Origin of the sequence: Devosia sp. Root635, from assembly GCF_001427605.1 — a bacterium.
Classification (GTDB): domain Bacteria; phylum Pseudomonadota; class Alphaproteobacteria; order Rhizobiales; family Devosiaceae; genus Devosia.
This window is the reverse complement of the sequence record NZ_LMGZ01000001.1, coordinates 72,334-98,699: the sequence shown is the minus strand read 5'-3', so window position 1 is coordinate 98,699 and position 26,366 is coordinate 72,334. Positions and strand designations below refer to the sequence as shown.

General features: G+C 66.5%; 31 protein-coding genes and 1 pseudogene. 30 read left to right on the top strand and 2 right to left on the bottom strand.

Annotated features, from left to right (window positions below; genetic code table 11):
* Positions 1-201 precede the first annotated feature (201 nt).
* The 30 genes and pseudogenes from ASD80_RS00465 to ASD80_RS00330 all read left to right on the top strand — a co-directional run bounded on the left by ASD80_RS00465 (position 202) and on the right by ASD80_RS00330 (position 23,296).
* Complete coding sequence (locus ASD80_RS00465; RefSeq protein WP_056227382.1) at positions 202-1,458, top strand: Hsp70 family protein; 1,257 nt, start codon at positions 202-204, stop codon at positions 1,456-1,458.
* Between the two features lie 132 nt (positions 1,459-1,590).
* Complete coding sequence (locus ASD80_RS00460; protein WP_162247290.1) at positions 1,591-1,977, top strand: DUF2147 domain-containing protein; 387 nt, start codon at positions 1,591-1,593, stop codon at positions 1,975-1,977.
* Positions 1,978-2,283: 306 nt separating this feature from the next.
* Positions 2,284-2,706: a hypothetical protein gene (locus ASD80_RS00455; RefSeq protein WP_156460254.1), complete on the top strand. Its 423-nt coding sequence runs from the start codon at positions 2,284-2,286 to the stop codon at positions 2,704-2,706.
* A gap of 22 nt (positions 2,707-2,728) precedes the next feature.
* Entirely contained in the window at positions 2,729-3,940 is a 1,212-nt protein-coding gene (locus tag ASD80_RS00450) for a DNA-packaging protein (RefSeq protein ID WP_056227372.1), read from the top strand.
* A gap of 182 nt (positions 3,941-4,122) precedes the next feature.
* Positions 4,123-5,295 (top strand): phage portal protein, encoded by a 1,173-nt coding sequence (locus ASD80_RS00445; protein WP_056227370.1) that lies wholly within the window; start codon positions 4,123-4,125, stop codon positions 5,293-5,295.
* Between the two features lie 14 nt (positions 5,296-5,309).
* Positions 5,310-5,717, top strand: coding sequence for a hypothetical protein (locus tag ASD80_RS18665; protein ID WP_156460253.1), 408 nt, complete (start codon positions 5,310-5,312; stop codon positions 5,715-5,717).
* Between the two features lie 19 nt (positions 5,718-5,736).
* Complete coding sequence (locus tag ASD80_RS00435; RefSeq protein ID WP_056227364.1) at positions 5,737-6,030, top strand: hypothetical protein; 294 nt, start codon at positions 5,737-5,739, stop codon at positions 6,028-6,030.
* Positions 6,031-6,333: 303 nt separating this feature from the next.
* Positions 6,334-6,522: a hypothetical protein gene (locus ASD80_RS00430; RefSeq protein WP_056227361.1), complete on the top strand. Its 189-nt coding sequence runs from the start codon at positions 6,334-6,336 to the stop codon at positions 6,520-6,522.
* 4 nt (positions 6,523-6,526) lie between these two features.
* A complete protein-coding gene (locus ASD80_RS19160; protein ID WP_274532307.1) occupies positions 6,527-6,655 on the top strand; it encodes a hypothetical protein in 129 nt (42 codons plus the stop codon).
* Positions 6,655-7,143, top strand: a complete 489-nt coding sequence (locus tag ASD80_RS00425) for an HK97 family phage prohead protease (RefSeq protein WP_056227358.1) — start codon at positions 6,655-6,657, stop codon at positions 7,141-7,143. The genes ASD80_RS19160 and ASD80_RS00425 overlap by 1 nt, the downstream gene beginning before the upstream one ends.
* Positions 7,144-7,153: 10 nt before the next feature.
* On the top strand, positions 7,154-8,374 hold the full coding sequence (locus tag ASD80_RS00420; RefSeq protein ID WP_056227356.1) for a phage major capsid protein: 1,221 nt from the start codon (positions 7,154-7,156) through the stop codon (positions 8,372-8,374).
* Between the two features lie 264 nt (positions 8,375-8,638).
* On the top strand, positions 8,639-9,205 hold the full coding sequence (locus ASD80_RS00415; RefSeq protein ID WP_056227352.1) for a head-tail connector protein: 567 nt from the start codon (positions 8,639-8,641) through the stop codon (positions 9,203-9,205).
* Between the two features lie 26 nt (positions 9,206-9,231).
* Positions 9,232-9,543: a phage head closure protein gene (locus tag ASD80_RS00410; RefSeq protein WP_156460252.1), complete on the top strand. Its 312-nt coding sequence runs from the start codon at positions 9,232-9,234 to the stop codon at positions 9,541-9,543.
* 4 nt (positions 9,544-9,547) lie between these two features.
* Positions 9,548-9,946, top strand: a complete 399-nt coding sequence (locus ASD80_RS00405) for a DUF3168 domain-containing protein (RefSeq protein ID WP_056227347.1) — start codon at positions 9,548-9,550, stop codon at positions 9,944-9,946.
* Between the two features lie 202 nt (positions 9,947-10,148).
* Positions 10,149-10,562 carry a phage major tail protein, TP901-1 family gene (locus tag ASD80_RS00400; protein WP_056227344.1) on the top strand — a complete coding sequence of 138 codons (414 nt, stop codon included), beginning with the start codon at positions 10,149-10,151 and terminating at the stop codon, positions 10,560-10,562.
* A 9-nt stretch (positions 10,563-10,571) separates the two neighbouring features.
* Complete coding sequence (locus ASD80_RS00395; RefSeq protein ID WP_056227341.1) at positions 10,572-10,886, top strand: gene transfer agent family protein; 315 nt, start codon at positions 10,572-10,574, stop codon at positions 10,884-10,886.
* A complete protein-coding gene (locus ASD80_RS00390; protein ID WP_056227338.1) occupies positions 10,883-11,074 on the top strand; it encodes a rcc01693 family protein in 192 nt (63 codons plus the stop codon). Before ASD80_RS00395 ends, ASD80_RS00390 begins: the two co-directional genes overlap by 4 nt.
* Positions 11,064-11,612 (top strand): phage tail tape measure protein, encoded by a 549-nt coding sequence (locus tag ASD80_RS00385; RefSeq protein WP_056227336.1) that lies wholly within the window; start codon positions 11,064-11,066, stop codon positions 11,610-11,612. The genes ASD80_RS00390 and ASD80_RS00385 overlap by 11 nt, the downstream gene beginning before the upstream one ends.
* A 158-nt stretch (positions 11,613-11,770) precedes the next feature.
* A complete protein-coding gene (locus ASD80_RS00380) occupies positions 11,771-12,391 on the top strand; it encodes a DUF2460 domain-containing protein (RefSeq protein ID WP_056227332.1) in 621 nt (206 codons plus the stop codon).
* Complete coding sequence (locus tag ASD80_RS00375) at positions 12,388-13,278, top strand: DUF2163 domain-containing protein (RefSeq protein WP_056227329.1); 891 nt, start codon at positions 12,388-12,390, stop codon at positions 13,276-13,278. The genes ASD80_RS00380 and ASD80_RS00375 overlap by 4 nt, the downstream gene beginning before the upstream one ends.
* A complete protein-coding gene (locus tag ASD80_RS00370; protein ID WP_056227326.1) occupies positions 13,275-13,718 on the top strand; it encodes an NlpC/P60 family protein in 444 nt (147 codons plus the stop codon). The genes ASD80_RS00375 and ASD80_RS00370 overlap by 4 nt, the downstream gene beginning before the upstream one ends.
* Positions 13,719-13,826: 108 nt before the next feature.
* Positions 13,827-17,558, top strand: coding sequence for a glycoside hydrolase/phage tail family protein (locus ASD80_RS00365; RefSeq protein WP_056227321.1), 3,732 nt, complete (start codon positions 13,827-13,829; stop codon positions 17,556-17,558).
* A complete protein-coding gene (locus tag ASD80_RS00360) occupies positions 17,551-18,315 on the top strand; it encodes a glycoside hydrolase family 108 protein (protein ID WP_056227318.1) in 765 nt (254 codons plus the stop codon). The genes ASD80_RS00365 and ASD80_RS00360 overlap by 8 nt, the downstream gene beginning before the upstream one ends.
* Positions 18,316-18,439: 124 nt before the next feature.
* Complete coding sequence (locus ASD80_RS18380) at positions 18,440-18,670, top strand: DUF1902 domain-containing protein (protein ID WP_082554942.1); 231 nt, start codon at positions 18,440-18,442, stop codon at positions 18,668-18,670.
* Positions 18,670-18,866, top strand: a pseudogene (locus ASD80_RS19010) (type II toxin-antitoxin system HicA family toxin). The gene ASD80_RS18380 and the pseudogene ASD80_RS19010 overlap by 1 nt, the downstream one beginning before the upstream one ends.
* 75 nt (positions 18,867-18,941) lie before the next feature.
* Positions 18,942-19,235 carry a hypothetical protein gene (locus tag ASD80_RS00350; protein ID WP_056227312.1) on the top strand — a complete coding sequence of 98 codons (294 nt, stop codon included), beginning with the start codon at positions 18,942-18,944 and terminating at the stop codon, positions 19,233-19,235.
* A gap of 25 nt (positions 19,236-19,260) precedes the next feature.
* Positions 19,261-19,920 (top strand): response regulator transcription factor, encoded by a 660-nt coding sequence (locus tag ASD80_RS00345; protein ID WP_056227309.1) that lies wholly within the window; start codon positions 19,261-19,263, stop codon positions 19,918-19,920.
* A 168-nt stretch (positions 19,921-20,088) separates the two neighbouring features.
* Positions 20,089-21,465, top strand: a complete 1,377-nt coding sequence (locus ASD80_RS00340) for a sensor histidine kinase (RefSeq protein ID WP_056227306.1) — start codon at positions 20,089-20,091, stop codon at positions 21,463-21,465.
* Between the two features lie 60 nt (positions 21,466-21,525).
* Complete coding sequence (locus tag ASD80_RS00335; RefSeq protein ID WP_056227303.1) at positions 21,526-21,999, top strand: hypothetical protein; 474 nt, start codon at positions 21,526-21,528, stop codon at positions 21,997-21,999.
* A 115-nt stretch (positions 22,000-22,114) separates the two neighbouring features.
* Positions 22,115-23,296, top strand: a complete 1,182-nt coding sequence (locus tag ASD80_RS00330; protein ID WP_156460250.1) for a hypothetical protein — start codon at positions 22,115-22,117, stop codon at positions 23,294-23,296.
* Here ASD80_RS00330 and ASD80_RS00325 read toward each other — a convergent pair.
* Entirely contained in the window at positions 23,293-25,284 is a 1,992-nt protein-coding gene (locus ASD80_RS00325) for an FAD-dependent oxidoreductase (protein ID WP_156460249.1), read from the bottom strand. The genes ASD80_RS00330 and ASD80_RS00325 overlap by 4 nt on opposite strands.
* Positions 25,281-26,345, bottom strand: coding sequence for a hypothetical protein (locus tag ASD80_RS00320; RefSeq protein WP_056227294.1), 1,065 nt, complete (start codon positions 26,343-26,345; stop codon positions 25,281-25,283). Before ASD80_RS00320 ends, ASD80_RS00325 begins: the two co-directional genes overlap by 4 nt.
* Positions 26,346-26,366: the final 21 nt, after the last annotated feature.

The window sequence follows — 26,366 nt, the reverse complement described above, 5'->3', positions numbered from 1 at the left end:
GGGTGTTGGGAGCCCGGATATCGGGGCTAAACATCCCCCACCCTTGATCCCTCCCCGCAAGGGAGAGGGAGACGACTGAAGAATTTGCGGCCCGATAGCCCTGCGGTGGTGGGGATCACAGAGGTTGCCAGCCAAGACCTGAACCCTTAATAAGCCGTCCCTCGCGCGCCCTGGGCGCGACCCCAAAATGGATGGCATGCCATGACCCTTGTTTGCGGCCTCGACTTCGGCACGTCCAATTCGACCATTGCGCGCCGCGATTCCGGCGGGGTGCCGCAATTGCTCAAGCTGGAGGATGGGCGCGAAACCATTCCCAGCGTGATCTTTTTCGGCTTCGAGGATGACAGCGTGCATTTCGGCCGGCAGGCGGTGGCCGAATATGTCAGCGGCGCCGAGGGGCGGCTGATGCGCTCGCTCAAAAGCGTGCTGGGCACGGCGCTGATCGGGGACACGACGCGGGTCAAGGCGAAGAGCTATGGATTCATCGACATTCTCGGCATCTTCATCGCCGAGTTAAAGCGGCGGGCCGAGGCGGAGCTGGGTGGCGCGGTCGATACCGTGGTCTGCGGCCGGCCGGTGCATTTCGTCGATGATGACCGGCAAGCCGATGCGGCGGCGCAGGGGCAGCTTGAGGGCGCGGTGCGGGCGCAGGGGTTTCGCCATGTCGATTTCCAGTTCGAGCCGATCGCGGCGGCGCTGGACTATGAGCGGCAGGTGACGCGCGAGCGGCTGGCGCTGATCGTCGACCTGGGCGGCGGCACTTCGGACTTTTCGGTGGTGCGGGTTTCCCCGGAACGGGCGCGCGCGGTGGACCGGGCCGGCGATATCCTGTCGACGGCGGGCGTCCATGTCGGCGGCACCGATTTCGACCGGCTGCTGTCGATGGGCAAGGTGATGCCGGAACTGGGGCTGGGCAGCATGACGCTGGATGGCAAGCGGCATTTGCCGGTGGCGCCCTATCATGACCTCTCCACCTGGCATCGCATCAACCGGCTCTATACGGCCAAGACCCTGCGCGACCTGCGCGGCACGCAGCGCGAGGCGCAGACGCCCGAGCGGGTGGGGATGATGGTGGAACTGATCGAGGACCGGTTGGGACATCGGCTGGTGGGGGCGGTGGAAGCAGCCAAGATCGCGCTGTCGGATGCCGAGGCCACGGATTTCACCTTTCCGGTGCGCGACGGCTGGATCGAGACCTCCATTGCTATCGACGACCTGACCCGGGCGCTGCAGGCCTCGGTTCGGCGGATCGAGGACACGATTGCCGAGGCGCTGCGGCGGGCAGGGGTGGTGGCAGGGGCCATCGACAGCCTGATCCTGACGGGGGGCTCGACCCAGGTGCCTGTTATTGCCAACCGGCTGCGGGCGCTGTTTCCGGCGGCGGAACTGGTGCGAACGGATGTGCTGGGGAGTGTGGGGCTGGGCCTGGCGATGGATGCGGGGCGGAAGTTTGGGTGAGCATGAACCCGAACTGAACGCCCGGTTCGCGGCAGGTTCAGTGCGGCAATGGCAATTGCACGGTCAACCAAACCCATTCACGCCGTGGCGCCCTTGCGGGCCGGCCTTCGGCGTGCCGTCGAGGAGACGATCATGACTGTTGCAAAGACCATTGCCGCCGCCGTTCTGGCCCTTTGTGCCGCGGCCCCTGCTTTCGCCCAGGACCTGACGCCAGTCGGCACCTGGCAGACCACGACCGGTGAGTCGCGCTATGCCGTGAGCTATTGCGGCGACGGCACCGCGCTCTGCGCCAAGCTGACCTGGCTGCGCAAGGATGCCCAGAGCCCGGAAAACCTGGCGCTGCTCAACGAATATGTGGTGCAGGGCGCCCGGGCCACCGCCGAAAACAAGTGGCGCGGTACAGTGAAATATGACGGGCACACCGTGTCCGGCTCGGTGACGCTGGTGGATAGCGACCAGATGAGCCTGTCCGGCTGCCAGCTGATCGCCTGCCGCAAGGTGGATTTCGTGCGGATCTGATTTTCGGCTTGTTGCTGAAGTCAGGCCTGTCCCGCGGAAACGGGGCAGGCCTTCTTCATTCACACACCGCGCGTCACCCTCGGGCTTGACCCGAGGGGGGGTGCACTTGCCGAACGCTCCGTAAGTGAAGAGCCCTCGGGTCAGGCCCGAGGGTGACGGCTGGTGGGTGGGCCAGCGCTGTGGTCGTGCGCAGAACTTATCCATCTTATCCCCGCGTCACGGTGATCAGCTATAGTTCAGGCATGGTCGGAAAAGTGGGTGAGGCGGCGATGAGCCGCTGACCCGCCGAAATGCCGGGACCCATTGATGCCAACGTCAAATCTTCAAAACACCCCTGACTGGGTGGCGATCCGGCGTGCCTACGAACAGGGCGACGAAACGATAAAGCAAATCTGCGAGCGGTTTGGCGTGACCAAGAGTGCGTTTGAGCACCGCTGGAAGACGCAGCACTGGATATCGCGGCGAGCCAAGGTGACCAACCGGCGCGGCGCCACGCTGGAGAAACTGTTTGCCCTGCTGGAAAGCCAGGTGACGAAACTGGCCAATAATGTGGGCGAAACATTAGGCGACAAGGAAGCACAGCAATTGACCGAACTCATCAAGAATTTCGACAAGATCACCACGATTGCCAGCGAGGAGACCAAGGTGGTCACGCCGCCGCGGAAGCGGGACATGCGCGACATAAGGGAAAAGCTGGCCCAGCGAATTGACCAGTTCAACCGCCGTTGAGGGGGCCGTCGTTGTCGCCGGATTGAACGACGACGAGGCCTATAACCGCTATTTCGACTGGTCGCGCTGGGCATATGACGCCCAAAAGGAGCCGCCGGGAGACTGGACCACCTGGCTGTTCATGGGTGGGCGCGGCGCCGGCAAGACAAGGGCCGGGGCAGAATGGGTGCGGAGCCTGGTTGCCCGCAAGATTTCACCGATTGCCCTGGTCGGCGAGACCATGACGGAAGCCATGGCGGTGATGGTACGCGGGCAAAGCGGCCTGCTCACCGTCTGCCGCGACGACGAGACGCCGACTATTCGGGGCGCAAGGCTTATCTGGCCCAACAAGGTGGAGGCCACGCTTTTGTCCGCGTCCGACCCCGACAGCTTTCGCGGGCCGCAATTTGCGGCAGCCTGGTGCGACGAGGTGGGCAAATGGCCGAATGCCGAAGCGGCCTGGGACCAGCTACAATTCGGCCTGCGCCTCGGTGACAGACCGCGCCAGCTGGCAACGACGACGCCACGACCTACGGCCTTGCTCAAGCGGCTGCTCGACGACCCGGCCACGGTGATGAGCCGGATGCGGACCGCGGACAATCACGCCCATCTGGCGCCCGATTTCATGGGGCAGGTGGTGGCGCGCTACCAGGGCACGGTGCTGGGGCGGCAGGAACTCGATGGTGAACTGATCGAGGACCTGCCCGGTGCGCTGTGGCAGCGGGGCATGTTCCGGGCCTTTGCGGGCGGGGACATTGGGCGGATCGTGGTGGCGGTGGACCCGCCGGTGACGGGCAATGCCAGTTCGGATGCCTGCGGCATCGTCGTGGCGGGAAGGGTGGGCGACGGGGTGGCGGTGCTTGAGGATTGCACGCTGAAACAGGTGCGGCCGCTTGACTGGGCGCGGCGGGCCGTGGCGGCCTATGTGGCGCATGATGCCGATGCCATCGTGGTGGAGGTGAACCAGGGCGGCGACATGGTGCCGGCGGTGATCGCGCAGGTGGATGCCAATGTGCCGGTGCGGGCGGTGCGGGCCAGCCGCGGCAAATGGAGCCGCGCCGAGCCGGTGGCGGCGCTCTATGCCCGCGGGCTGGTGAGCCATGCCGCGGGGCTGACCGAGCTGGAAGACGAGATGTGCAGCTTCGCCGTTGATGGATTGAGCGATGGCCACTCGCCGGACCGCGTGGATGCGCTGGTCTGGGCGGTGACGGAATTGCTGTTGAACGAGACACGGCCGCAGGTGCGGGGGCTTTAGGTGATGGGCCCCGAGATCGCCCCAACCACCGTGTCACCCCGGCCTTGAGCCGGGGTCCATCCTGAGGTGCCCGAACACCTTGCGGTTGTGGAACGATCTCGAGATGGGCCCCGGCTCAAGGCCGGGGTGACATCGCGGGTGGGGCCACGCCGGCGAATGCGACAGGTTTAAGGATCAAAACAATGCCGAACTGGATCAGCCGCCTGCTGGGCGGGCAGACGAACACGCCTGATGAACGGAAGTCGTTCGGCGGGCATACGCTGCTGAGCCTCAACCAGCTCGGGGCGGCCAACTGGAGCAATCGGGGCTTTGCCAGCCTCGTGAACCAGGGATTCGCGAAAAATCCGGTGGTCTATCGCTGTGTGCGGCTGATCGCCGAGGCGGCCAATCGGGTACCGTTGGTAGTGAGCGAGGGCGGGCAAAGGGTAGATGAGCATCCACTGGCGACCCTGCTGGCGCGGCCCAATGGGCGGCAATCGGGCGGGGAAATGCTCGAAGCGGTCTATGCCTATCTGCAGACGGCCGGCAATGCCTATCTGCAGGCGGGGGCGGTCGATGGCGAGGTGAAGGGGCTGTTCTGCCTCAGGCCGGACCGCATGAAGGTGGTGGCCGGGGTCGATGGCTGGCCGCAAGCCTATGACTATACGGCCGGCGGGCGGACCATGCGGCTGCGGCAGGATGGGGGGCCGGTGCCTGCGGTGCTGCATATGGCCTTGTTCCATCCGATGGACGACCATTATGGCATGGCGCCGCTGGAGGCGGCGCAGACCAGCCTCGACATCCACAATGCGGCCGGCACCTGGAACAAGGCCCTGCTGGACAATGCGGCGCGGCCCTCGGGCGCGCTGGTCTATTCGGCGGGCGGGCAGAGCCTGCGGGCCGACCAGTTCGAGCGGCTCAAGGAGGAGCTGGAAGCCAATTTCTCCGGCGCCGGTAATGCCGGGCGGCCGATGCTGCTGGAGGGCGGGCTGGACTGGAAGACGATCGCGCTCAGTCCGCGCGACATGGATTTCATCGAGGCCAAGCACGCCGCGGCGCGCGACATTGCGCTGGCCTTCGGCGTGCCGCCCATGCTGCTCGGCATTCCGGGCGACAATACCTATGCCAACCTGGCCGAAGCCAATCGCGCCCTGTGGCGGCAGACGCTGATCCCGCTGGTGGTGCGCGTGGCGGATGAATTGAGCAACTGGCTGTCGCCGGCCTTCGGCGGGGCGGTGGTGACGCCGGATTTCGACGGCGTGGAGGCGCTGGCCGAGGACCGGGCGGCGCTGTGGAGCCGGGTGGGCGGCGCGGATTTTCTGAGTGATGCGGAGAAGCGGGCGATGTTGGGGATCGGGGCCGGGGAGCGGGGATGATGTGGCCGGAGCCAATGTCGCTCGAATTGCGGGCCGCAGTTGCGGACTTGCGGCTTCACATCGCGCAGAGGCGGTTCGAGCGCGCGCTTGATGATCTGGTGCGCAAGTACCGGCCGGACCAGCCCCGCGCGCCCAAGGGCACGTCGGAGGGTGGGCAGTGGGTTGATGGCTCAACCAATTCAAGCCAAGCTCAAGCTCAAGCTCAGCCAAAACGGCTTGTCGCAGATTTAGCGGCTCGTCTGGAAAGTCTGGGTGGTGGTGCGCCTATACTTCGACCCAGCCCGAAAGGCGCGACGCAATTCATCTTTCCTAATGGCATGATATTGCGTTTCGATCTGTTGCCGGGACAGTATCTCGGCGGGCAAAGTCCCCACATAAATCTCCACTATGGTGGCTTCAACTATCATATTATCCTCAAATAACTAGGCCAACAGGTTCGCTATGCCGTATGATTTCAACCGCTTTGAACGCTCGGCCAGCCAGCTCAAGACGCTCCGGCGTTGGCAGGATGCGTTGGAGGTTTACCTGTTCATGGCCGATGGCGATCCGTCGCTGGATGCCGGATATCTTGGGATGCGCATCGCCGAATGCTACGAAGCGATGGGGCGCATACGCGAGGCCAAATATTGGCATGGGCGCGCGGTGGAGGAAAATCCTGGCATTTGGACCGCCAGTGAAAACGCGCTGCGTCTGATTGGCGATCTGCCGATCGAGCACTTGCTGATCGCGGATTGATCGTTACGCGCCTGACAGCGCGAGGCGTTCGAGCGAGGCTTTGGCCGGCCATCTCGTGCGCGGTTTGTCGCCGGAGGAACGGCGTGAACTGGCGGAGTTTCTGGATTGGATTCTCACTCAGCCCGACGCCAATCTCCGCTTGAAGAAGATTTGGAACCAATCGCCATCGGATTTTCGCACCAGGCGGGCTGGAGGATTGTCGGAGCTTTTCGCGATGGTCCGAGGCAAGCTTTAGGCTAGGCCGGAACATTCTGGAATATTCCCAGCCCCCTCACGGGGGCTTTTTCTTTGCCCGGAGGAACCATGGACGACCTCACCAAAACCGTCATCGAGCGGGGTGACCTGGCGCATCTGGCGCTGTTCCTGTGGGCGAGCGGCGCCAGTGCGCTTCTCGTGTGGAGCCTGCGCGAGATGGCGAAGGTGAATCAACACTTCAACGACTTCGTGCAGGAGATCGCAAGTTTGAATCGGCTTTTCAGGAAGGATGACTAAGCCCATGGCCAACAAGCAGAATCGGGAGAATGCGCAGCAGACCTTCCGGCAATTTGCCTGGAACCTGGCGGGAACGCTGGCCGGCGCCAAGGGGGCGCAGCGGCCGGCGGCGGGCAAGCCGGGCAAGCGCTGATGCAGAAACTTTCCGAGTCCATTCCCATCGACGCCGAAGGACGGTTTTCGGGCTATGCCAGCATTTTCAACCGGCTCGACAGTGGCGGCGACATCGTCATGCCGGGGGCGTTCGCAAAGAGCCTGGCGCGGCGGCGCGACCGGATCAGGCTGCTGTTCCAGCATGACCCCAAGGAGCCGGTCGGTATCTGGGAGGCCATTGGCGAAGATGCCAATGGCCTTTTTGTTGCCGGGCGCCTCGTGCCGGGCGTGGAACGGGCCGATGCGCTGCGCCGGCTGATCGAGAACGGGGCGCTGGATGGCCTGTCCATCGGCTTTCGCACGGTGCGGGCGACCCGCGAAAGCGGGCACCGCAAGCTGTGGGCGATCGACCTGTTCGAAATCTCGATCGTGACTTTTCCGATGATGGAGGACGCGCGGATTGCGCCCTCTGGATATTCGACCGGCGCCGCCATCGTGGCCGCCACCAACACTATCCGCAACCGATAAGGACAGATGCATGGACATGACCAGTGACGGCCTTGAAACCAAGGCCGGCGCAGGGAGCGACGTTGGCGCGCTCTTTGCCGAATTTTCGCGTGCCTTCGAGGAATTCAAGGCCAGCAACGACGAGCGCATCAAGCAGATCGAGAAGCGCGGTTCGGCCGATGGGCTGATCGAGGGCAAGATCGAGCGGCTCAACGCCGTGCTCGACGGGCAGAAGGCGGCGATGGACCGCGTGCTGGTGGAGCGCGCCCGCCCGCTGCTGGACGGCAAGGCGGCGCAGGCCGATGGCGAATACAAGGAAGCCTTTTCCGCCTATGTGAAGCGCGGCGAGGAGAAGGCGCTCTCCATCGGCGTCAATGCCGATGGCGGCTATGTGGTGCCGGGAGAGACCGAGACTGAGATCACCAGGCTGATGACGGCGGTATCGCCGATCCGCGCCATTGCGGGCGTGCGGCAGGTGTCGGGCTCGGTCTATAAGCGGCCGATCTCGGTGACCGGCCCGGCCACCGGCTGGGTGGGGGAGACGGCTTCGCGCCCGACCACCAACAGCCAGACGCTGGCCGAGCTGAGCTATCCGACCACTGAACTCTACGCCATGCCGGCGGCCACCTCGGCCTTTCTCGACGATGCGGCGGTGGATGTGGGCCAGTGGATCGCCGACGAGGTCAATGCGGCCTTCGCGGCGCAGGAAACCACGGCTTTCGTGACCGGCAACGGCACCAACAAGCCGACCGGGTTCCTGGCGGCGACCACGGTGGCCGAAGGGAGCTGGGAATGGGGCAAGCTGGGCTATGTCGCCACCGGCGCGGCCGGCGCCCTGCCGGTCAGCAATGCCAGCGACGTGCTGATCGACCTGGTCTATGCGCTCAAGGCCGGCTACCGCCAGAATGCGAGCTGGGTGATGAACCGCAAGGTGCAGGGCACGCTGCGCAAGCTCAAGGATGCCGATGGCAACTATCTGTGGCAGCCGGCGCTGACGGCGGATGGCAAGGCCCGGTTCATGGGCTTCGACCTGGTCGAGGCCGAGGACATGCCGAATATTGCGGCCAATTCGCTGTCGATGGCCTTTGGCGATTTCCGCCGGGGCTACCTGATCGTGGATCGCCAGGGCGTGAGCGTGCTGCGCGACCCGTTCAGCAGCAAGCCCTATGTGCTGTTCTATACGACGAAAAGGGTCGGCGGTGGGATCGCGGATTACGACGCGATCAAGCTGCTGAAGTTCGCCGCTTCGTAGGAGCCGTGATCCTGGCCAGCTAGAGCGGAGCGCCTGCGCTCCGGTGCTCACGTACCTAGAGTACGCTCCGCTCCGCTCCGGTGCTCCACTCTATCTGACTCAGGCTGACGGATCCTACTTCGCGGCGTGCCCTCCACCCACGCGCCGTCACATCGCCCCACCTCGCGGCTGTGGGGCGATCTCGGGATGGATCCCGGCTCAAGGCCGGGATGACATCGGGGGTGCGGTAGCAACGGCAGCCACCAACAACCAGAAAGCAAAACAATGACTTCCTACCTTCTCGCGGGGCCCGCGGAGGAGCCGGTTTCGCTTGTCGAGGCCAAGGCTTTTCTCAAGGTGGACGACACGGCCGAGGACGGGCTGATTACCACCCTGATCGGGGCGGCGCGGCTGCATGTCGAGGGTGTGACGGCGCGGGCGCTGCTGGCGCAGAGCTGGCGCGTGGTGCTCGACGGCTGGCCGGTGGACCGGCAGGTGAAATTGCCGGTGACGCCGTTCATGGCGGTGACGGAAATCACCGCCCATGACGCGGACGGGGCGGCGCATGACGTGCCGCTGGCGCAGTTTTTGAGCGAGCCGGACCGGTTGTTGTTGCCGGCGGACGTGGCCGGGATGCCGGGTTTGCGGGAGCGGCAGGGCATCGAGATCGACTATGTCGCCGGGTTCGGGACCGAGCCGGAAGACGTGCCGGCCGACCTGCGCCAGGGGCTGCTCATGCTGATCGGCTATTGGTTCGAGCATCGCGACGCGGTGATCGTGGCCGGATCGGGCGCGGTGGTGCCTTCGGGCTTCGAGCGCCTGGTGGGCGGCTACAAGCGGGTGCGGCTGTGAGCGAGCGGGTGCCGCCGATCGGCACGATGACCGACCGCGTACAGCTCAAGCGCCGGGAAATGACCGGCGAGGCCGAAGGCGGGCATGTCGCGCTCTTCGTGCCGGTGACGAGCCTGTGGGCGCGGGTGCGTTCGCTGACCGGGCGGCAGGGCACCAGCGCCGATGGGCGGGCGGTGGAAATCTCGCATTCGGTCGTGGTGCGGTTTCGCAATGATGTGAAGCCGGGCGACCGCATCATCTATCGCGGACGAAACCTGGATGTGGTGAGCGCCGCCGATCTCAATGGGCGGCGGGCCTATCTGAGCTGCGCCTGCAGCGAAACCAGTTTCACGGGGTAGGGCGGTGCATCCGATCAGTGAATTGCAGGGGGCGCTGGTGACGGCGCTCAAGGGGGACGCGGCTTTGGTGGCGATCGTGGGCGCCGATGGCGTGTTCGATGCCGCGCCCAACGGCCGGCCAGCACCCTATGTGGTGATCGCCCGGCACGACATGATTCAGCGCGATGGCGATGCCGCGCCAGGCCAGGAACACCGGCTGCTGCTGCATTGCTGGGGCGACCAGCCCAGCCGCAAGCGGGCGCTGGATATGGCCGAGCGTGTGGTGATGGTGGCGACGGCGTTGGTGGCGGCCGACATCGTGGTGACGCATCGCCAGCATCTGCGGACGGAGACGGTGATCGACAGGAATACCGGGCTGGCGCGGGCGGCGGTGGCGCTGCGGTTTTTCAGCGAGACTTCTTAGCCCCTCCCCCTTGAGGGGAGGGGTTGGGGTGGGGGTGTCGGACGTCCCGCAACCCAGTGTCCCGCGGATAGATCGACACCCCCGCCCTGCTCGATTCAACGGACTTAGCTGACGCAAAGCCCTATCTCGCTTCCCTCCCCTCAAGGGGAGGGTGGTCTCCACTCATGGGCCTGTTCGGTGCCCAACTTGAAAGGCGAAACACATGGCCGCTCAGAGCGGAAAGAATATGCTGCTCAAGCTCGACCAGACCGGGTCGGGGAGCTTTCTCACCGTGGCGGGTCTGCGCACGCGGGCATTGGCGTTCAACGCCGCGACGGTGGACACGACCGACCAGGAAAGCGCCGGGCGCTGGCGGGAATTGCTGGCGGGCGGTGGGGTGAAGCGCGCCTCGGTGAGTGGGGCAGGCGTTTTCAAGGACACCTCGTCGGACGCGCAGGTGCGCTCGCTGTTCTTTGCCGGAACCATCCGCAACTGGCAGCTCATTATTCCCGATTTCGGGACGGTGGCGGGGCCGTTCCAGATCGTGGCGCTGGAATTCGCGGCGGACCATGCCGGGGAAGTGACGTTCGACCTGGCGTTGGAAAGCGCCGGGGAAATGACGTTCACGGCGATCTAGGAGAAACACATGGCCATCACCCAACGCGGGGAAATCGAAGCAATCATCGGCGGCGAGGCGCGGGTGCTCTGCCTGACGCTGGGGGCGCTGGCCGAGCTGGAGGCGCGGCTGCAGGCGGGCGATCTGGTGGGGCTGGCCGAGCGGTTTTCCAGCGGCCGGGTTTCGGCGCGGGATTTGACGGCGATCCTGGGGGCAGGTTTGCGCGGCGGCGGCAATGCGGTGAGCGACGACGACCTGGCGCGGCTGAGCATTGAGGGCGGGCTCAAGGGCGCGGCCGAGATTGCCGCGCGGCTGCTCCGGGCGACGTTTGGAGAGGCGGCATGACGCCGTTTCCCTGGGCGGCGGCGATGGCGTTTGGGCTGGGCGTGCTGCGGCTGCCGCCAAAGGAATTCTGGCGCATGACGCCGCGCGAACTGGCGGCAGCCTGGGGGGCGGTGATGGGGGACCGGAGCGGGCCATTGGGCCGCGACGACCTCAATGGATTGATGGAGCGTTTTCCTGATGGACGATGAGCTTTTTCCCGACGGCTTTCGCGACGAGCTGGACAGCGTGTCGGTTGAGCTGGAACGCATCGAACACCTGGCCGACGGCGTGGCGCGCTCGATCAGCGCCGGGTTCCGCGGGGCGCTGCTGGAGGGCAAGTCGCTCAAATCGGTACTGGGCGATATTGCGCGCGGCTTCGCCGATATCGCGCTCAAGGCCGCATTCAAGCCGCTGGGCGACCTGGTGGGCGGGCTGGTGGGGAATCTGTTTGCCGGAAGCAATCCGGCGCTCGGCACGGTGACACCATTCGCCAAGGGCGGGGTGATCGCAACGCCGAGCTACTTTCCGCTGGGGACGGGGCATGGCCTGGCGGGGGAAGCGGGGCCGGAGGCGATCATGCCTCTGGCCCGCGGCCCCGACGGTCGGCTGGGCGTGGCAGGCGGCGGCGGGGCGGTGCAGGTGACGTTCAACGTGACGGCGAGCGACGCGCGGAGCTTTGCGGCGAGCGAAGCGGAGATCAGCGCGATGCTGTTAAGGGCGGTGAAGCGCGGGACGCGCAGCGCTTGACATTCAGGTGATGCCGGCCTGCAAGCGGCAGGCTTCTGCGCTTCCGGTGCTCACGTACCCAAAAGTACGCTGCGCTCCGGTTCTCGAAGCCTGCCCCTTTCGACTCGGCCTGACCTGAATCTCCGCGCGCTTCAGTGCCAAAACGAGAGAGTAGAAAGATGGCTTTTCATCCAGTTCGCTTCCCCCTCGACGTCGCTCTCGGCGCGCGCGGCGGCCCGGAGCGCAGGACCGATGTGGTCACATTGGCGTCCGGCCGCGAGCAGCGCAATGGGCGGTGGCAGCATTCGCGGCGACGGTACAATGCCGGCTATGGCGTGAAGTCGCGGGCCGATATGCAGGCGGTGCTGGCGTTTTTCGAGGAGAGGCGCGGGCGGCTGCATGGGTTTTTGTGGCGCGACGGGCTGGATTTTTCCAGCGGTGGCGCGGTGCCTGATGCGCTGGACCAGGTGATTGGCGCCGGGGACGGCAGCAGGACCGCGTTTCAGCTGAGCAAGCGCTATGGCGCGGCGTTCGACCCCTATCTGCGGCCGATCACAAGGCCGGTTTCGGGGAGCGTGAAGGTGGCGGTGGCGGGGGTGGAACTGGGGAGCGGCTGGGCGGTGGATGTGACGACGGGCGTCGTGACGTTTGCGGCGGCGCCAGATGATGGGGCCGAGGTAACGGCGGGGTTTCTGTTCGATGTGCCTGTTCGATTCGATACCGATCGGCTGGATGTGGAACTGACCAGCTTCGACGGGGCCGAGGCGCCTGCCATTCCGCTGGTGGAGATATTGCCATGAGGACACTGGATATCGGGCTCGCGGCGCATCTAGCGCAAAGCGAGACGACGCTGGCCACCTGCTGGAAGCTGGTGCGGAGGGATGGCGTGGTGCTGGGCTTCACCGACCATGATCGTGTGCTGAGCTTCGGCGGCGTGGATTTCGTGCCGGCGCATGGCCTCGATGGCGGCGAGGTGCCGGCGCGGCTGGGGGCGCAGGTGGAGACATCGGAGGTGCTGGGCGTGCTCCATGCCGAGGCGATCAGCGAGGACGACATCCTGCTCGGGCGCTACGACGGGGCCGACGTGGAGACTTGGCGGGTCAACTGGGTCGATGTGAGCCAGCGGGTGAAACTGCGCAGCGATGCGATTGGCGAAATCATCCGTGAAGACAATGTGTTCCGGGCGGAACTGCGCTCGGCGCAGCAGGGGCTGAATGCGACACGCGGGCGGCTTTACCAGGGGCTGTGCGACGCCGTGGTGGGCGATGCCCGATGCGGTGTGGGCCTGGCGGGCACGGCCTATCGGGGCTTTGCCACGGTGACGGCGATGGACGACGACCATCGTGTCGTGGTGGCGGGGCTGGGTGGGTTCGAGGAGGGCTGGTTCGGTTTCGGCAGCGCGGAGTGGACCGATGGGCAGCGGAGCGGGCTGCGCGACGGGGTGGTGAGCCATCAGCGCGGCATGGGTGGCGATGTGCTGGGGTTCGGCGTGGCGGTGGGCCAGCGGGTGGCGGTGGGCGATACGCTCGAAGTGACGGCCGGGTGCGACCGGCGGTTTGCCAGCTGCCGGGACAAGTTCGCCAATGCGGTCAATTTCCGCGGCTTTCCGCATATTCCGGGCAGCGATTTCGTGCTGCGCCATCCGCGCAATGGTGATGCGCTGGATGGGCGGGCGGTGGTGAAATGAGCGCCGAAATCGTGGCGGCGGCGCGGGAATTTCTCGATACGCCCTATCGGCACCAGGCGTCGCTGGCTGGGGCGGGGTGCGATTGCCTGGGGTTGCTGCGCGGCGTGTGGCGGGCGCTTTATGGCGCCGAGCCGATGGCAATGCCGGCCTACCGGGCGGATATGCGCGACCCGGGCAATGCCGGAGCGCTGCGGCGGGCGGCGGAGAGGCTGCTGGTGGCGGAGAATGGGCCGATGGCCGCGGGACAGGTGGTGCTGTTTCGGCTCGGCGGCATGGTCGACGCCAAGCATTGCGGGATCCTGGTGGGGCCGGAGCGGTTCATCCATGCCCAGGAACGGCTGGGCGTGGTCGAGGCGAATTTGACCGAAGCCTGGGTAAGGCGGGTGTCGGCGCGGTTTCGGTTTCCACCTCTCGCTTTGGGGGAGAGGTCGGCGCGTTAGCGCCGGGTGAGGGGGCCTTCCCCTCGCACCGCATCAAGAAAGGCCCCCTCACCCGACCCAAGAGGGTCGACCTCTCCCCCAAGGGAGAGGTGAAGAAAGGAAACACACATGGCCACTCTCGCGCTTTCCCTTGCCGGGCAATTTGTTGGCGGCTTCGTGGGCGGGCCGCTGGGTGCGACGGTCGGGCGGGCGCTTGGTGCGCTGGCCGGGAGCGCGGTTGATAGCATGTTGTTCGGGGAGCAGCGGGCACCGGCGGCCGGCGGTGATATCCGGCTGCAGGGATCGAGCGAGGGCGGCGCGGTGCCGCGGCTTTATGGCTGGAGCCGGCTATCGGGCAACATCATCTGGGCGCGGGAGCTGGAACTGCTGGCGGTAGAGAATGGCGGGGCCAAGGGCTTTGGGCAGGAGCCGGACCAGGATGTGGTCGGCGCCAGCTTCGCCGTGGCCTTCTGCGAGGGCGAGGTGCAGCGGCTGGGGCGCATCTGGGCGGATGGGCAATTGCTCGATACGACCGGACTGGCGCTGCGCTTTTATCGCGGCACCGAGGACCAGTTGCCGGACGGGCTGATCGAGGCCACGCAGGGTGTAGCGCCTGGATATCGCGGGCTGTGCTACCTGGTGGTCGAGCAATTGCCGCTCAATCGCTTCGGCAACCGCATTCCGCATCTGAGCGTGGAATTGTGCCGGGTGGTGGGCGACCTGGAGCCGAGTATTCGCGCGGTGACGGCAATCCCCGGCGCCACCGAATTCGGCTATGACCCCACCCCGCGGGTGCGCATTGTCGGGCCGGGGCAGACGGCGGGTGAGAATACCCACGTGTCGTCATCGGTGAGCGACTGGACGGCGTCGATCGACGAGCTGGTGGCGCTGTGCCCCAATCTCGAACATGTGGCACTTGTCGTGGCCTGGTTCGGCGATGACCTGCGCTGCGGGCATTGCGCCATCGGACCGCGGGTCGAGGCGGCGGAGCGGACCGTGCTGGGCGCCGAGTGGAGCGTCATGGGGCTCGGGCGCGGCGACGTGCCTGTCGTGTCGAGCCACGGCGGCGGGGCAGCCTATGGCGGCACGCCGTCGGATGCGGCGGTGCTGGCGGCGATTGCCGACCTCAAGGCGCGCGGGCTGGGGGTAACGCTCTATCCCATGGTGATGATGGATGTGGCCGGGGGCAATGGCCTGCCCGACCCGCATGGGGGCAGCGAGCAGGCGGCTTATCCGTGGCGCGGACGCATCACCTGCTATCCGGCACCGGGACAGCCGGGGTCGCCCGACCAGTCGGCGGCAGCGGCGGCGCAGGTGGCGACATTTGCCGCGGCCTATCGGCAGATGGCGCTGCATTATGCCGGGCTCGCGGTGGCGGCCGGGGGTGTCGATACGCTGCTCATCGGCTCGGAAATGGTCGGGCTGACGACTGTGCGCGGCGTGGGGAACAGCTTTCCGTTCGTGTCGGCGCTGGTGGCGCTGGCCGATGACGTGCGAGCGGTGGTGGGCGAGGGGACAAGGCTGACCTATGCCGCGGACTGGAGCGAATATTCGGGCTATCAGCCGGGGGGCGGCGAGAAATTCTTTCATCTCGATCCGCTCTGGGCCGCGGCCAATATCGACGCGGTGGGCATAGACAATTATATGCCGCTGGCCGATTGGCGGGACGGGCATGGACATGCGGACGCGGGTGCCTCGGCGGCAGGTTATGACCTCGACTATCTGATGGGCAATGTCGCCGGGGGCGAGGGGTTCGACTGGTTCTATGCCAGCGACGCCGACCGGCAGGCGCAGGTGCGGACGCCAATTACCGACGGCGCTTATGGCGAGCCCTGGGTGTGGCGCTTCAAGGACATCCGCAACTGGTGGAGCCAAGCCCATCATGACCGGCCGGGCGGCGTGCGCAATGGCAGTCCAACGGCCTGGATACCGGGTTCGAAGCCGGTGGTTTTCACTGAGCTGGGCTGTGGCGCGGTCGACAAGGGGGCGAACCAGCCCAATATCTTCGGCGATCCCAAGAGCGCCGAAAGCGGGCTTCCGTATTTTTCGGCGGGCACACCCGATCCGCTGATCCAGCGGCAGGTGTTGCGGGCGCACCGGGCCTGGTGGGGCGATCCGGCCAACAATCCGGCCGGCATGGTCGACATGGAGCGGATGTATCTGTGGACCTGGGATGCGCGGCCCTATCCGGCCTTTCCGGCGCTGAGTGATGTATGGGCCGACGGTCCCAACCATCGCAACGGGCACTGGCTGACCGGGCGGCTGGGCGGCATGGCCAGCGATGAACTCGCCAGTGCCATCGCCGCCGATCATGGCGTGGCCCTGAGCGCCGAAGCAGCTGCGCCGCTAGTGGGTGGGCTGGTGCTGGGCACGGCAACCACCGCACGCGAGGCGCTGGAGCCGCTGCTGGCGGCGACGGGGCTCAGCCTGCGCAGCGGCGCGGATGGGCTGCATCTCGGCGTGAGCCGCCATGCCCAGGCCGTGGTGCTCGATGCGGAGGAGTTGGCAGCGGGTGAGGGGGCGATTGTGGCGCGCCGGCGGGGCGACCCGGCCGAGACGCCGGGGCGGCTGGCGCTGACCTATCTCGACCGCGAACGGGATTACCTGATCGGCACGGTAACGGCGCTGAATGGCGGCAATGGGCCGCTGGCGGGCGAGACGAGTGCGATGACGCTCGATGCCTCGGCCGCGCGGCTGGCGGCGGAGCGGATGCTCGATGGCCGCAGCACGCAGCGCGAGGTGCTCGATTTCAGCCTGCCACCTTCGGCGCTGGCGCTGGAGCCGGGCGATGTCACCGAGATTGACGGGCTGGCCGAGGGGCCGTTCGAGATCGGCGAAATCCGCGACGGGCTGATGCGGAAAGTGACGGCGAGAACCCTGCCGGCGGATACGGCCGTCGCGACCGGTATCGACAGGCCGCTGGCCTCAGGGGGAGGGGCGCAGGTGCGGGCGCTGCCGGTGGTGACAGTGGCGCATCTGCCGCCGCTGCCGGGCGATGCGACGCGGTCCCGGCTGATGGCTGCCGCCTATGCGCAACCCTGGCCGGGCAGCGTGCAACTGGTGGACGACACGACCGGCGCCGTGGCTGCGACCCTGCCGCGGCGCGGGTTCCTGGGCGCGATGGCGACGCCATTGCTGCCGGGACCGGTGGCGATCTGGGACGAGGGCAATGTGGTGGAGGTGACGTTGCTGGCCGGGCACCTGGCCTCGGTCGAACCGCTGGCCGTGCTCTCGGGCAGCAACCGGCTGGCGATCGAGACCGATGGCGGTGGCTGGGAGGTGATCGGCTTTGCCGAGGCCGAGCTGGTCTCGTCCGGGCGCTATCGACTGCGCCGGTTGTTGCGCGGATTGGAGGGCACTCCGGTTGGGGCCGCTGCCATGGGCGCGCGCGTGATGGTGCCGGATTCGCGGGCGGTGACGCTGCCGGTGGAGCCGGGACTGCTGGGGGAGATGCGGGACTTCCGCATCTATGCCGGGGCGACCGATATCGAGGGCACAAGCCTTTCGGTCGAGGCCGGGCTGGGGCCGGCTTTGCCGCTGGCGCCGGTGCATCTGCGGGCGGAGCGGGACGGCAGCGGCGATATCGGCTTGCGCTGGGTGCGGCGCAGCCGGGCCGATGGCGATGGCTGGGGCGTGGCCGATGCGCCGATGGAGCATGTGCCCGAGCGCTATCGTGTGACGATCTTCGATGGCGCGGCGGCGGTGCGGGTGCTGGAAACCGGCCTGCCCTCGGCGGCCTATTCAAGCGCTGAGCAGGTAGCCGATTTCGGCGTGCTGCCGGCCGCATTCGATTTCACCGTGGCGCAATTGAGCGCGGTGCTAGGCCAAGGCCATGCCGCGCAGGGGGAATTTCATGGCTAGAAGCCGGTTCGATATCTGCCTCGACGCGGTGCTGCGGCAGGAGGGCGGCTATGCTGACCATCCGTCCGATCCCGGTGGCGCCACCAATATGGGCATCACCCACAAGACGCTGGCGCGCTGGCGCCTGGTCTCGCCGTGGTGGAAACTGCCCAAGAGCGCGGTGATGGACTTGCAAAGGCCCGAGGCGGCGAAGATCTATCGCGCCAGCTATTGGGACCGCTGCCAGGCCGGGCAATTGCCCACCGGGCTCGACCTGGCGCTGTTCGACTTCGCGGTCAATTCGGGCCCCGATCGGGCCATTCGCACGCTTCAGGCCGAGCTCGACGTGGCGGCAGACGGGCAGGTGGGGCCGCTGACGCTCGATGCGGTGGAAGCTTATGCCGCGCGCAAGGGGCTCGGCGCGCTCATCGGCGCACTCTGCGACCGGCGCCTGGCCTTCCTCAATCGCCTGCCGACCTTTGCCACTTTCGGCAAGGGCTGGACCGCCCGCGTGGCAACAGTGCGGGCGGCTGCTCTCGATGCAGCCGGAACGACGGCACCGATCAACACGATCACACTCTGGAGAACGATCATGGATATTCTGAACGGCTACAAGACCTATATCGTCGCCGCCTTCATGCTGCTGGCGGGGCTGGCACAGATGCTGGGCGTGGACTTGCCGGCGCTCGATGGTGCTTCGGCTGGACATCTGATCATGGAAGCACTGGCGGTGCTGTTCCTGCGCAAGGGGCTGAAGGGGGATTTGGGGAAGGTGTAGGAACAGGGACAACGCGGGCGAAACACTGCCATGTTTCACCCGTTGTTCAGGCGTCTTGTTCTAACGATATATTCGTGCTTGAACTCGCCAGAACCTAGGAGCCGACACGAAAAAGCTTCTCGTCATTGCCCAGTGGGACAATGAAGCGGGCGTTTGGGTTGCCACAAGCGATGATATTCCGGGCTTGGTCACAGAGGCAGCAAGCCTTGATGAACTGCTGGAACGCGTTCTGGCCGTTGCCCCCGAACTTCTCGAAGACAACGCCCATCTCATCGAAGACGGCAGCCACCCCGGCGATCTGATCGACGTGTGCATCCAGTCCCAATTCCGTCTCGACGCGGCTCGCGCGCATTAATGGGCCAGGGCCTCTATCGACAGATCGTGGAAGCCCTGAAAGCCGCCGGCTGTGAGTATCGTCGCCAGGGCAAGGCGATCACGAGATCTGGTATAGCCCAATTACCGATCGCACGTTCACGGTGGACAGGGGCTCGCTATCTCGGCACACGGCCAATGCCGTTATGAAACAGGCGGGGATAGAGCATCATTTCTGATCCGTTGATACGCCTCGGACTGGCGCTCCTGCCTTATTCATGTCCCATTCAGCAACAGCCTCCTAAGTTGCTGTCATGAAAACCTTGACCTCAAATTTCCTCGCATCGATCGCTGTCGCACTGGCGGTTGGCCTTGCCTCGACTGGGGCGGCCCATGCGCAGGCGTGCCTCGACAAGCGCCAGATCCAGGATGCGGTGTCGTCCGGCCAGATCATGTCGCTCGATGCGGTGCTGGCTTCGGCCGGCGTCGATGGCAGCGCGGAAATCCTTTCCGTTCAGGTATGTGACGAAGGCGGCGGGCTCGTCTATATTATCGGCGTGCTGACTCCCGAGGGGGAAGCGCAGAACCTGGTTCTGAGCGCGCAGTAACGCATAGACGTAGCGGGGGCCTGCAATGCGTATTCTCGTTGTCGAAGACGATACCAATCTCAACCGGCAGCTCAAGGAAGCCCTGACCGAGGCCGGTTATGCGGTCGACGTGGCCTTTGACGGCGAGGAGGGACATTTCCTCGGCGACACCGAACCCTATGACGCCATCGTGCTCGATATCGGGCTGCCGCAGATGGACGGGCTCTCGGTGCTGGAAGAATGGCGGCGCGCCGACAAGACGACTCCGGTGCTGCTGCTCACGGCGCGCGATCGCTGGAGCGACAAGGTGCAGGGGATCGATGCCGGCGCCGATGATTATGTCGCCAAGCCGTTCCACATGGAGGAAGTGCTGGCGCGCATCCGCGCCCTGGTGCGCCGCGCGGCCGGGCTCGCCTCCAACGAGATCGTGGCCGGTGCGGTGCGGCTCGATGCGCGCTCGGGCAAGGTGACGGTCGATGGCCAGTCGGTGAAACTGACCAGCCACGAATTGCGGCTGTTGAGCTATCTCATGCACCACAAGGGCAAGGTCATCTCGCGGACGGAACTGACCGAGCATCTTTACGACCAGGATTTCGATCGCGACAGCAACACGATCGAAGTGTTTGTCGGCCGGCTGCGCAAGAAGCTGCCCGAGGATTGTATCCAGACGGTGCGCGGGCTGGGTTATCAGATCGCGGAAGACTGATTTTGCTCTACGCTTTCAACACCCACTGCGCCATTCCCTCCCCCTTGAGGGGAGGGCTTGGGTGGGGGTGTCGAGTTTTCCATGCGACGAGATGCCATCGGATAGCGCGACACCCCCACCCCAACCCCTCCCCTCAAGGGGGAGGGGCTTTCAGTCCGGCGCAAGATCATGCGTAAGGGCTCCATCGCGGCATCATTGTTCTGGCTGTCGGCGGGCTGGCTGATCCTGGCGCTGGTGGCGACCGGCTTTCTGCTGACCGATCTCTATTCGCGGGCGCTCGATACGTCGCTGTCGGACACGCTCGAATTCCATGTCGAGAGCCTGGCTGGGGCCCTGCTGGAGGCGGGCGATCCGTCGAGCGCCGATATCGCCCTCAGCGATCCGCGCTTCGACCGGCCGCGCTCGGGCTGGTACTGGGCCATCCGCGATGCCGACGGCACGCTCTACAACCTCTCGACCTCGGTGGTCGGCATCGACCTTCCCGACATGACCGGCGCCGCCGATGCGCGGGGCCGGCGCACGGCCATCATGGACGACGTATTCGGCACGCGCATGCGCGTGGTGGAGCGCGCGGTGACGCTGGCGCCGACCACCTATCAGATCGTGGTCACCGGCAATCTCAGTGAAATCCTTGAGCTGGTGGGCAATTTCCGCGGACAGGCCTTTATCGTGCTGGGCGCGGTGGGAGTGATGCTGGCGATCATGAGCGCCATCGTGGCGCGCTTCGCCATGCGGCCCATCGACCGGCTCAGCGCCGCCATCGAAAGCGTGCGCGAGGGTGAGAGTGTCGCGATTGCCGGCACCTATCCCCGCGAGATCGCGCCGCTGGCCGAGGAGGTCAACGAATTGCTGCGCTCCAATGCGCAGATCATCGAGCGGGCGCGCAACCAGGTCGGCAATCTTGCCCATGGGCTCAAGACCCCCATCGCCGTGCTGCGCAACGAGGCGGCCGCGAAAAAGGGTGCGCTGGCCGACGTGGTGGTCGCCGAGAGCGAGAAGATGAGCACCATGGTCGCGACCTATCTCGAGCGCGCGCGACTGGCGGCCCGGACCTCGGTGGTGGGCAAGAAGGCCGATGCCACCATGATCATGCTGCGGCTGACGCGGGTCATGCGCAAGATCAACCCCGACTGCACCATCGCTTTCCAGCGCCCCGACGCATCATTGCCATGGTTCCGCGGCGATGAGGCCGATCTGGAGGAAATGGCGGGCAACCTGCTCGACAATGCCTGCAAATGGTCAAAGGGGCAGGTGGGCGTGCGGCTCGACGCCGAGCGCAGCGACACCGGCACCATGTTGCTGATCCGCATCGACGACAACGGCCCCGGCCTGTCCGAGCAAGACGCGCAGAAAGTGTTGCGCCGTGGTGTCAGGCTGGACGAGAAAACGCCCGGTAGCGGCCTGGGGCTCGATATCGTCAAGGAACTGGTGGATGTCTATGGTGGCAGCCTGGCGCTCAAACGTTCGGCGCTGGGCGGACTGCTGGTGGAATTGCGGCTACCAACGGCACGTCTTGGCGCCATGGCCAGGCCAAACGCAACCTGACGCACTTTCGCCGCATTACGACAACAAGAGCCATTACAAACGACCACGAGATTTTTGCACATGAACCGCATCGCCCTAATCGCCGCGCCGCTGCTTGCCTTGACCCTTGCCGGCTGTGCCAGTACCGGTCCGACCCAGGTGGCGCAGGCCCCGGTGGTGATGACGCCGGTGACGCCGCAGCCGCTGGTGGCGACGCCGGCGCAGACGACGCAACAGGCTCTGCTGACCACCAGCGTCGCCAATGGCTTCGTCGACCCGGCGGCCCTGGCGATCATGACGGCCAAGGATTCGGCCGAAGCCAACAGCGCCCAGTTCTACGCTTTGCAGTTCGGTCGCCCCGGCGCACCGCGCCAGTGGGCCGGCGACAGGGGCACGACCGGCACGGTGGCCGTGGGCCCCTATGTCCGCGTCAACAATCTCGACTGCCGCGACTTTACCCACACGGTCAAGGCCAACGGCCAGGACTATGTGAAGAAGGGCACCGCCTGCCGCGAGCAGAACGGCAACTGGGCCGTGGTGCAGGGCGCCGCCTGATAGAGTTCGCGGTCTTCCCGGATAAGGATTGTTTACCAACGCGCTATAGGGTTTGGGGACGAATTCGTTTTCCAGACCCGCTGCGTTGATGTCCCAAGCCGCCAATCAGAGTGAAATGCCGGCCTCCGCCGCGCCCCGCCGGACTGGGCGCACCCCCGCGCGTCCGTTCGCCGGCGTCATCGATGTGATCCTGGTGCAGGACCCGGTGCCGTTTCCTTTTGCCGGCTCGGTATCGCGCGCCTATGCGGAAGCCGGCTGGACCTGGGTCTACCGCGATCTCTGCCCCGACCTGATCTCTGCCGAGGGCGTTGCCAACGGCAATTTCCTGGCCAAAGACCTCGAAGTCGTGCTGCCCGACATACTGACCCGCATGAAGGACGCCCTGGCCGCAGCCGCCGGAGATCAGGAGAAGGATCGGCGCCTGCGCGCTGCCCTCGGCAGCACCGAGGCCCGCGATGCTCTGCCGGCCATCATGATGGCCTTGCGCAGCCGGGCCTTGCTTGCCAAGGCCCAGGCTTTCGGTAAGGCCGTCAACGCCATAGGCGAAGACGGCGCCCTGGGCGTGGCCTTGCAATCCATGCCCTTGAAGGATCCGGCGCTGGCTTCGCTGCTATTTCACGCCGCCCTCGGGCATATCGCCAATCCGACGCGGCTCATCACTACCATCATCAAGCTGTCGGGCAATGCCACCGAAGTTGCCGTGATCCGCATGGGCTTCAGCCCGGTAGTCGACGCCATCCTGGCCCATGCGCAGAACCAGATTCACATCCTGCAGCCGATGGGCGCCTTCGCCGATATCGACCTCGTCTGCCGCAGCCTCGAGCGCTTCCACCGGCTGGTGCGGTCGCTGACCGGCTATATCGAATTTGCCCGTGGCAGCCGCTGGGCCATGGTGCTCTCGGCCATCACCAAGCAGGTATCGGACCGCATCGAGCCCCGCCTGCGCGACGTGGTCGCCGACCTCAACCAGGCCATGCGCCGTGGCCGCGAAGGCAGCGACCGGCTCGACAATGACCGGATACTGGCCGCCATCAACGGCGTCTATCTGCTGGCGACGATCCGCGAATGCCGCGACTCGCTGGCGCTCAACGCCCTGTTCGAGCAGGCCTGGAGCCAGATCGGACAGGCGCTGGAAGTTCATCTGCAGCGCAATCTCGACCTGATCCGCCAGCATCCGGCCGACGCGGTGATCGGCGCGCGGCTCGATGCCGGCATCAAGATGGCCGAAGTCCGCTTCAATCCCGAATATGCCGAAACGCTGAAGCGCGCTCGCGCAGCCGCCGAACGGCGCAGCTAGGCCCGATACGGCTCCACCAGCCGGATACCCACGGCACGGCCGGGTTCGCGGACGCTGGCGCTTTGGCCGGCACTGCCGTCGACGAGAGCGACGGCAGTGCCGTTGACGATCCGCACTATGACACCGATGGCCTTGAGCGGGTCGGTTTCGTCGGCATTGGTGTGGATCAGCGCGCCGGCATCGAGGGTTCGCGCATCGTCGGGCACGGCCAGCCAGAGCGTGGCGCCGGCATAGCGGGCGGCGAGCCAGGGCGGCGGCAGGGGCAGGGGGCCGGCGGGGTGCGCGGTTTCATCGGGCTGATCGCTCTCGATGACGACCATGGCCACACGCTCCTGCGCTACGATGCCGGCGCTGGTGGCCGGAATGGCGCCGAGCTGCACGCCTGCGGCGATGTCGGCGATATCCAGCGGCTGCGGCGTATCGGCGAGCGACCATCCCGGCGGCTTCGGCGCGAAGGGCAGCCAGGCCGGCCAGCGCGAAACGACGCGGCGCGGACGCTGGATATGGCGCCAGCCGCCATCGAGAAAGACCGGCTGGGCCGCCTCGTCGGGCTCGTCTCCCACCGAAGCGGGGGCATCGGGCGTCTCGTAAATGGGGTCGATCAATCGGTCCTCGACCAGCCGGCGATGGCGACCGAGCAGCACATCGACGGCATCACCGCCGCTGGCGAGGCAGGCGCTGCGGCTGACCCAGCCGGCGGCACTGCCGGCGAGCACCGTTCCCTCTGGACCGCCACGCCCTTCGAGGCGCATGCCGCCGGCATTCCAGGCGCTCTCCCCGCCCGCCATATGCCACAGGGTCAAATCCGGCTGCCAGCCGCCGCAGACCACGAGCCGGTCCACCGGCAATGCCGGCTCGGTGCGTGAAAATCCCTCCATCGACAATTTCGGCATGGCGACGACGCCATTGCCTCGGCGCGCCGGGGTGGCCGACGCGACGATGGTGCCCGCGGCCAGCGTAATGCCGTAGGCCTTGGAGAATTCGATGAAGCGCGACTGCGGATGCGGCCGCGAATCGATGATGCGCGGCACGGTGATGCCGGCATCGGTGAGCAGCATGGCCAGCCGGTAGGCGGGGCTGCTGCCGGTGGCGACGAGGGCGGACGAGCCCGGCCACAGGCCATAGAGCTGCGCAAGCTCGAACGCATCGAGCGCTCCGATGACGCCGGGCAGCCGGTTGCCCGGAAACAGCGGCAGACGCTCCAGCGCCCCGGTGGCCAGCACAATATGGGGCGCGTGTATGTCGATGACCCGCCCGGTCGGCGTGCCGTCGGGCATTTCGACCTGATGCAGCCGCACCACGCCGGGACGCAGGGCAAAAGCCTCGGCGGACGTGAGCACGGTGATGGCATCGGTTTTGGCTACGGCGGCGGTCAGGCGGGCAATGGCCGCGTCGGGCGTTTCCTCGCCGTCCTGCGTGCCGAACAGGCGGGCCTTGCCGCCGAGCAGCGGCGTTGCCTCGGCCAGGACCACCCGCAGGCCGCGCCTGGCGCCGGCCAGGGCAGCCGAAAGACCGGCAACACCGCCGCCGACCACGACGAGATCGGCTTCTGGCCCAGCCGCCGCCGGGGTGCCCAGCCAGGGCCGCGCCAGCGCATCGGATCGGTCGAGATCGATATCGAGCGAACGTCCGCCACGCCGCAGCAGGCGCGCAACAAGATTGCCCCCGACCTTTTGTGCCGTGGTGAGATAGTCGGCGCCATTGGTGGCGAGCGTTCGTTCCATCGGCAGGGCGCGCTGGTGGTCGCCCGCCAATGCTGCAAAGGTAATGGCCGGCGCATGCCGCGCCGAGAGCGCCAGCGCCACCCCGTCGCGCCGCCCCGCGGCATCGATGCCCGATGCCAGTGCGGCGCTCAGCACGGTATCGCCGGCAAAGCCGGAAACGATCCGGCCATCCAGCCTGAATTGCAACGGGCGGTCGCGGTCTATGGCGCTGCCTTGCAGGTGATGCTGACGCTCAATGCCGAGGCGGCCGGGCTGGCTCCTCATGCCGCGCACCCATATTCGGCGACGGCCGACGGCGCTGCCCTGCGGTCCACCAGCCGGGCGCCGAGCCAGGCGTTTTCGGCCGGGTCGGCCTTGCCGCAGAGCCAGCGCGCGATGGCGGGCGCCAGAAAGGCTCCGCTGGGGCCGAGGCCAGCCAATATGTCCGGACCGCTGCCGCGCAGCCGGCCAACGGCCGGGGCCGCGTCCACGGTGACCAGGGCTTCGTAGCTCGATTGGCCCGCCTGCCGAAATTCCCGCTCCCGGCCCAGCAAGGTTCCAAGGGCGGCGGCGAAGGGATCGATGGCGCCCGGGCCGATGGCGGCGATGCCGCGCCCGGGCTGCTGAACCAGCGTGAGGCCGGTATCGAGCCGGTGCATCACCGTGGCGGCAATGGGGCGCGTCGGTTCGGTGAAGATCGTACTCGTTACGTGACGGGTCAGCAAAGCGGGCCAGAGCGGGCCGGGAACATGGTCGATGACGGCGGCATCGTCGGCCAGCACGGCTTGTTCGATTTCGATGCGATCCGCTCCGGAAACCAGTTCCGCGCTGCCGCTGCTGCGCACTGTCAGCGTCTCGCTCTCGCCGCAGCGGCGCACGCCGTGCTGGTCCAGCCACCGATCGAGGCCCGCTTCCAGCGTTGGCCGATGCAGCAGCACCGCATCGCGCAGCAGCAGGCCGCTGCGGCCGGGCCCGATGGCGCTGGCGGGCACCAGCTCGGCGGCATGGCCGAAGGCCAGCGCCATGTGGCGGATATGGGCCAGGGCTTCCTTGCCCGCCGCCGCCTCGGAGAAGAAGATCGGATCGACGCGCGACCAGGCGCCGCGTCCGCCGATGCGCGATAGCAGCTTCAGCGCCTCGGGCAGGCCGGCCTTGAGCAGACCCCAGGTTTCGGGGCGGGTGATCGGGGCGACCGACAGGTCGATGGCACGCGGCAGGCGGTATCCAGACTGGCTTTCACCGGAAAACACCACGCTTTTGCCATGCACCGACGCCAGCAATCCCGCGACCAGCCGGGCGAGGGGTGTCGATCCGATAATGACAAAATCGGCACGGGTCTCACTCATGCGGCAATGCGCGCCTGTGGC

Bases quoted from the DNA above. Each gene is read 5' to 3' on its own strand.
- ASD80_RS00465 (WP_056227382.1), top strand. From the start codon at position 202: ATGACCCTTGTTTGCGGCCTCGACTTCGGCACGTCCAATTCGACCATT.
- ASD80_RS00460 (WP_162247290.1), top strand. From the start codon at position 1,591: ATGACTGTTGCAAAGACCATTGCCGCCGCCGTTCTGGCCCTTTGTGCC.
- ASD80_RS00455 (WP_156460254.1), top strand. From the start codon at position 2,284: ATGCCAACGTCAAATCTTCAAAACACCCCTGACTGGGTGGCGATCCGG.
- ASD80_RS00445 (WP_056227370.1), top strand. From the start codon at position 4,123: ATGCCGAACTGGATCAGCCGCCTGCTGGGCGGGCAGACGAACACGCCT.
- ASD80_RS18665 (WP_156460253.1), top strand. From the start codon at position 5,310: ATGTCGCTCGAATTGCGGGCCGCAGTTGCGGACTTGCGGCTTCACATC.
- ASD80_RS00435 (WP_056227364.1), top strand. From the start codon at position 5,737: ATGCCGTATGATTTCAACCGCTTTGAACGCTCGGCCAGCCAGCTCAAG.
- ASD80_RS00430 (WP_056227361.1), top strand. From the start codon at position 6,334: ATGGACGACCTCACCAAAACCGTCATCGAGCGGGGTGACCTGGCGCAT.
- ASD80_RS19160 (WP_274532307.1), top strand. From the start codon at position 6,527: ATGGCCAACAAGCAGAATCGGGAGAATGCGCAGCAGACCTTCCGGCAA.
- ASD80_RS00425 (WP_056227358.1), top strand. From the start codon at position 6,655: ATGCAGAAACTTTCCGAGTCCATTCCCATCGACGCCGAAGGACGGTTT.
- ASD80_RS00420 (WP_056227356.1), top strand. From the start codon at position 7,154: ATGGACATGACCAGTGACGGCCTTGAAACCAAGGCCGGCGCAGGGAGC.
- ASD80_RS00415 (WP_056227352.1), top strand. From the start codon at position 8,639: ATGACTTCCTACCTTCTCGCGGGGCCCGCGGAGGAGCCGGTTTCGCTT.
- ASD80_RS00410 (WP_156460252.1), top strand. From the start codon at position 9,232: ATGACCGACCGCGTACAGCTCAAGCGCCGGGAAATGACCGGCGAGGCC.
- ASD80_RS00400 (WP_056227344.1), top strand. From the start codon at position 10,149: ATGGCCGCTCAGAGCGGAAAGAATATGCTGCTCAAGCTCGACCAGACC.
- ASD80_RS00395 (WP_056227341.1), top strand. From the start codon at position 10,572: ATGGCCATCACCCAACGCGGGGAAATCGAAGCAATCATCGGCGGCGAG.
- ASD80_RS00390 (WP_056227338.1), top strand. From the start codon at position 10,883: ATGACGCCGTTTCCCTGGGCGGCGGCGATGGCGTTTGGGCTGGGCGTG.
- ASD80_RS00385 (WP_056227336.1), top strand. From the start codon at position 11,064: ATGGACGATGAGCTTTTTCCCGACGGCTTTCGCGACGAGCTGGACAGC.
- ASD80_RS00380 (WP_056227332.1), top strand. From the start codon at position 11,771: ATGGCTTTTCATCCAGTTCGCTTCCCCCTCGACGTCGCTCTCGGCGCG.
- ASD80_RS00375 (WP_056227329.1), top strand. From the start codon at position 12,388: ATGAGGACACTGGATATCGGGCTCGCGGCGCATCTAGCGCAAAGCGAG.
- ASD80_RS00370 (WP_056227326.1), top strand. From the start codon at position 13,275: ATGAGCGCCGAAATCGTGGCGGCGGCGCGGGAATTTCTCGATACGCCC.
- ASD80_RS00365 (WP_056227321.1), top strand. From the start codon at position 13,827: ATGGCCACTCTCGCGCTTTCCCTTGCCGGGCAATTTGTTGGCGGCTTC.
- ASD80_RS00360 (WP_056227318.1), top strand. From the start codon at position 17,551: ATGGCTAGAAGCCGGTTCGATATCTGCCTCGACGCGGTGCTGCGGCAG.
- ASD80_RS00350 (WP_056227312.1), top strand. From the start codon at position 18,942: ATGAAAACCTTGACCTCAAATTTCCTCGCATCGATCGCTGTCGCACTG.
- ASD80_RS00345 (WP_056227309.1), top strand. From the start codon at position 19,261: ATGCGTATTCTCGTTGTCGAAGACGATACCAATCTCAACCGGCAGCTC.
- ASD80_RS00340 (WP_056227306.1), top strand. From the start codon at position 20,089: ATGCGTAAGGGCTCCATCGCGGCATCATTGTTCTGGCTGTCGGCGGGC.
- ASD80_RS00335 (WP_056227303.1), top strand. From the start codon at position 21,526: ATGAACCGCATCGCCCTAATCGCCGCGCCGCTGCTTGCCTTGACCCTT.
- ASD80_RS00330 (WP_156460250.1), top strand. From the start codon at position 22,115: ATGCCGGCCTCCGCCGCGCCCCGCCGGACTGGGCGCACCCCCGCGCGT.
- ASD80_RS00325 (WP_156460249.1), bottom strand. From the start codon at position 25,284: ATGAGGAGCCAGCCCGGCCGCCTCGGCATTGAGCGTCAGCATCACCTG.
- ASD80_RS00320 (WP_056227294.1), bottom strand. From the start codon at position 26,345: ATGAGTGAGACCCGTGCCGATTTTGTCATTATCGGATCGACACCCCTC.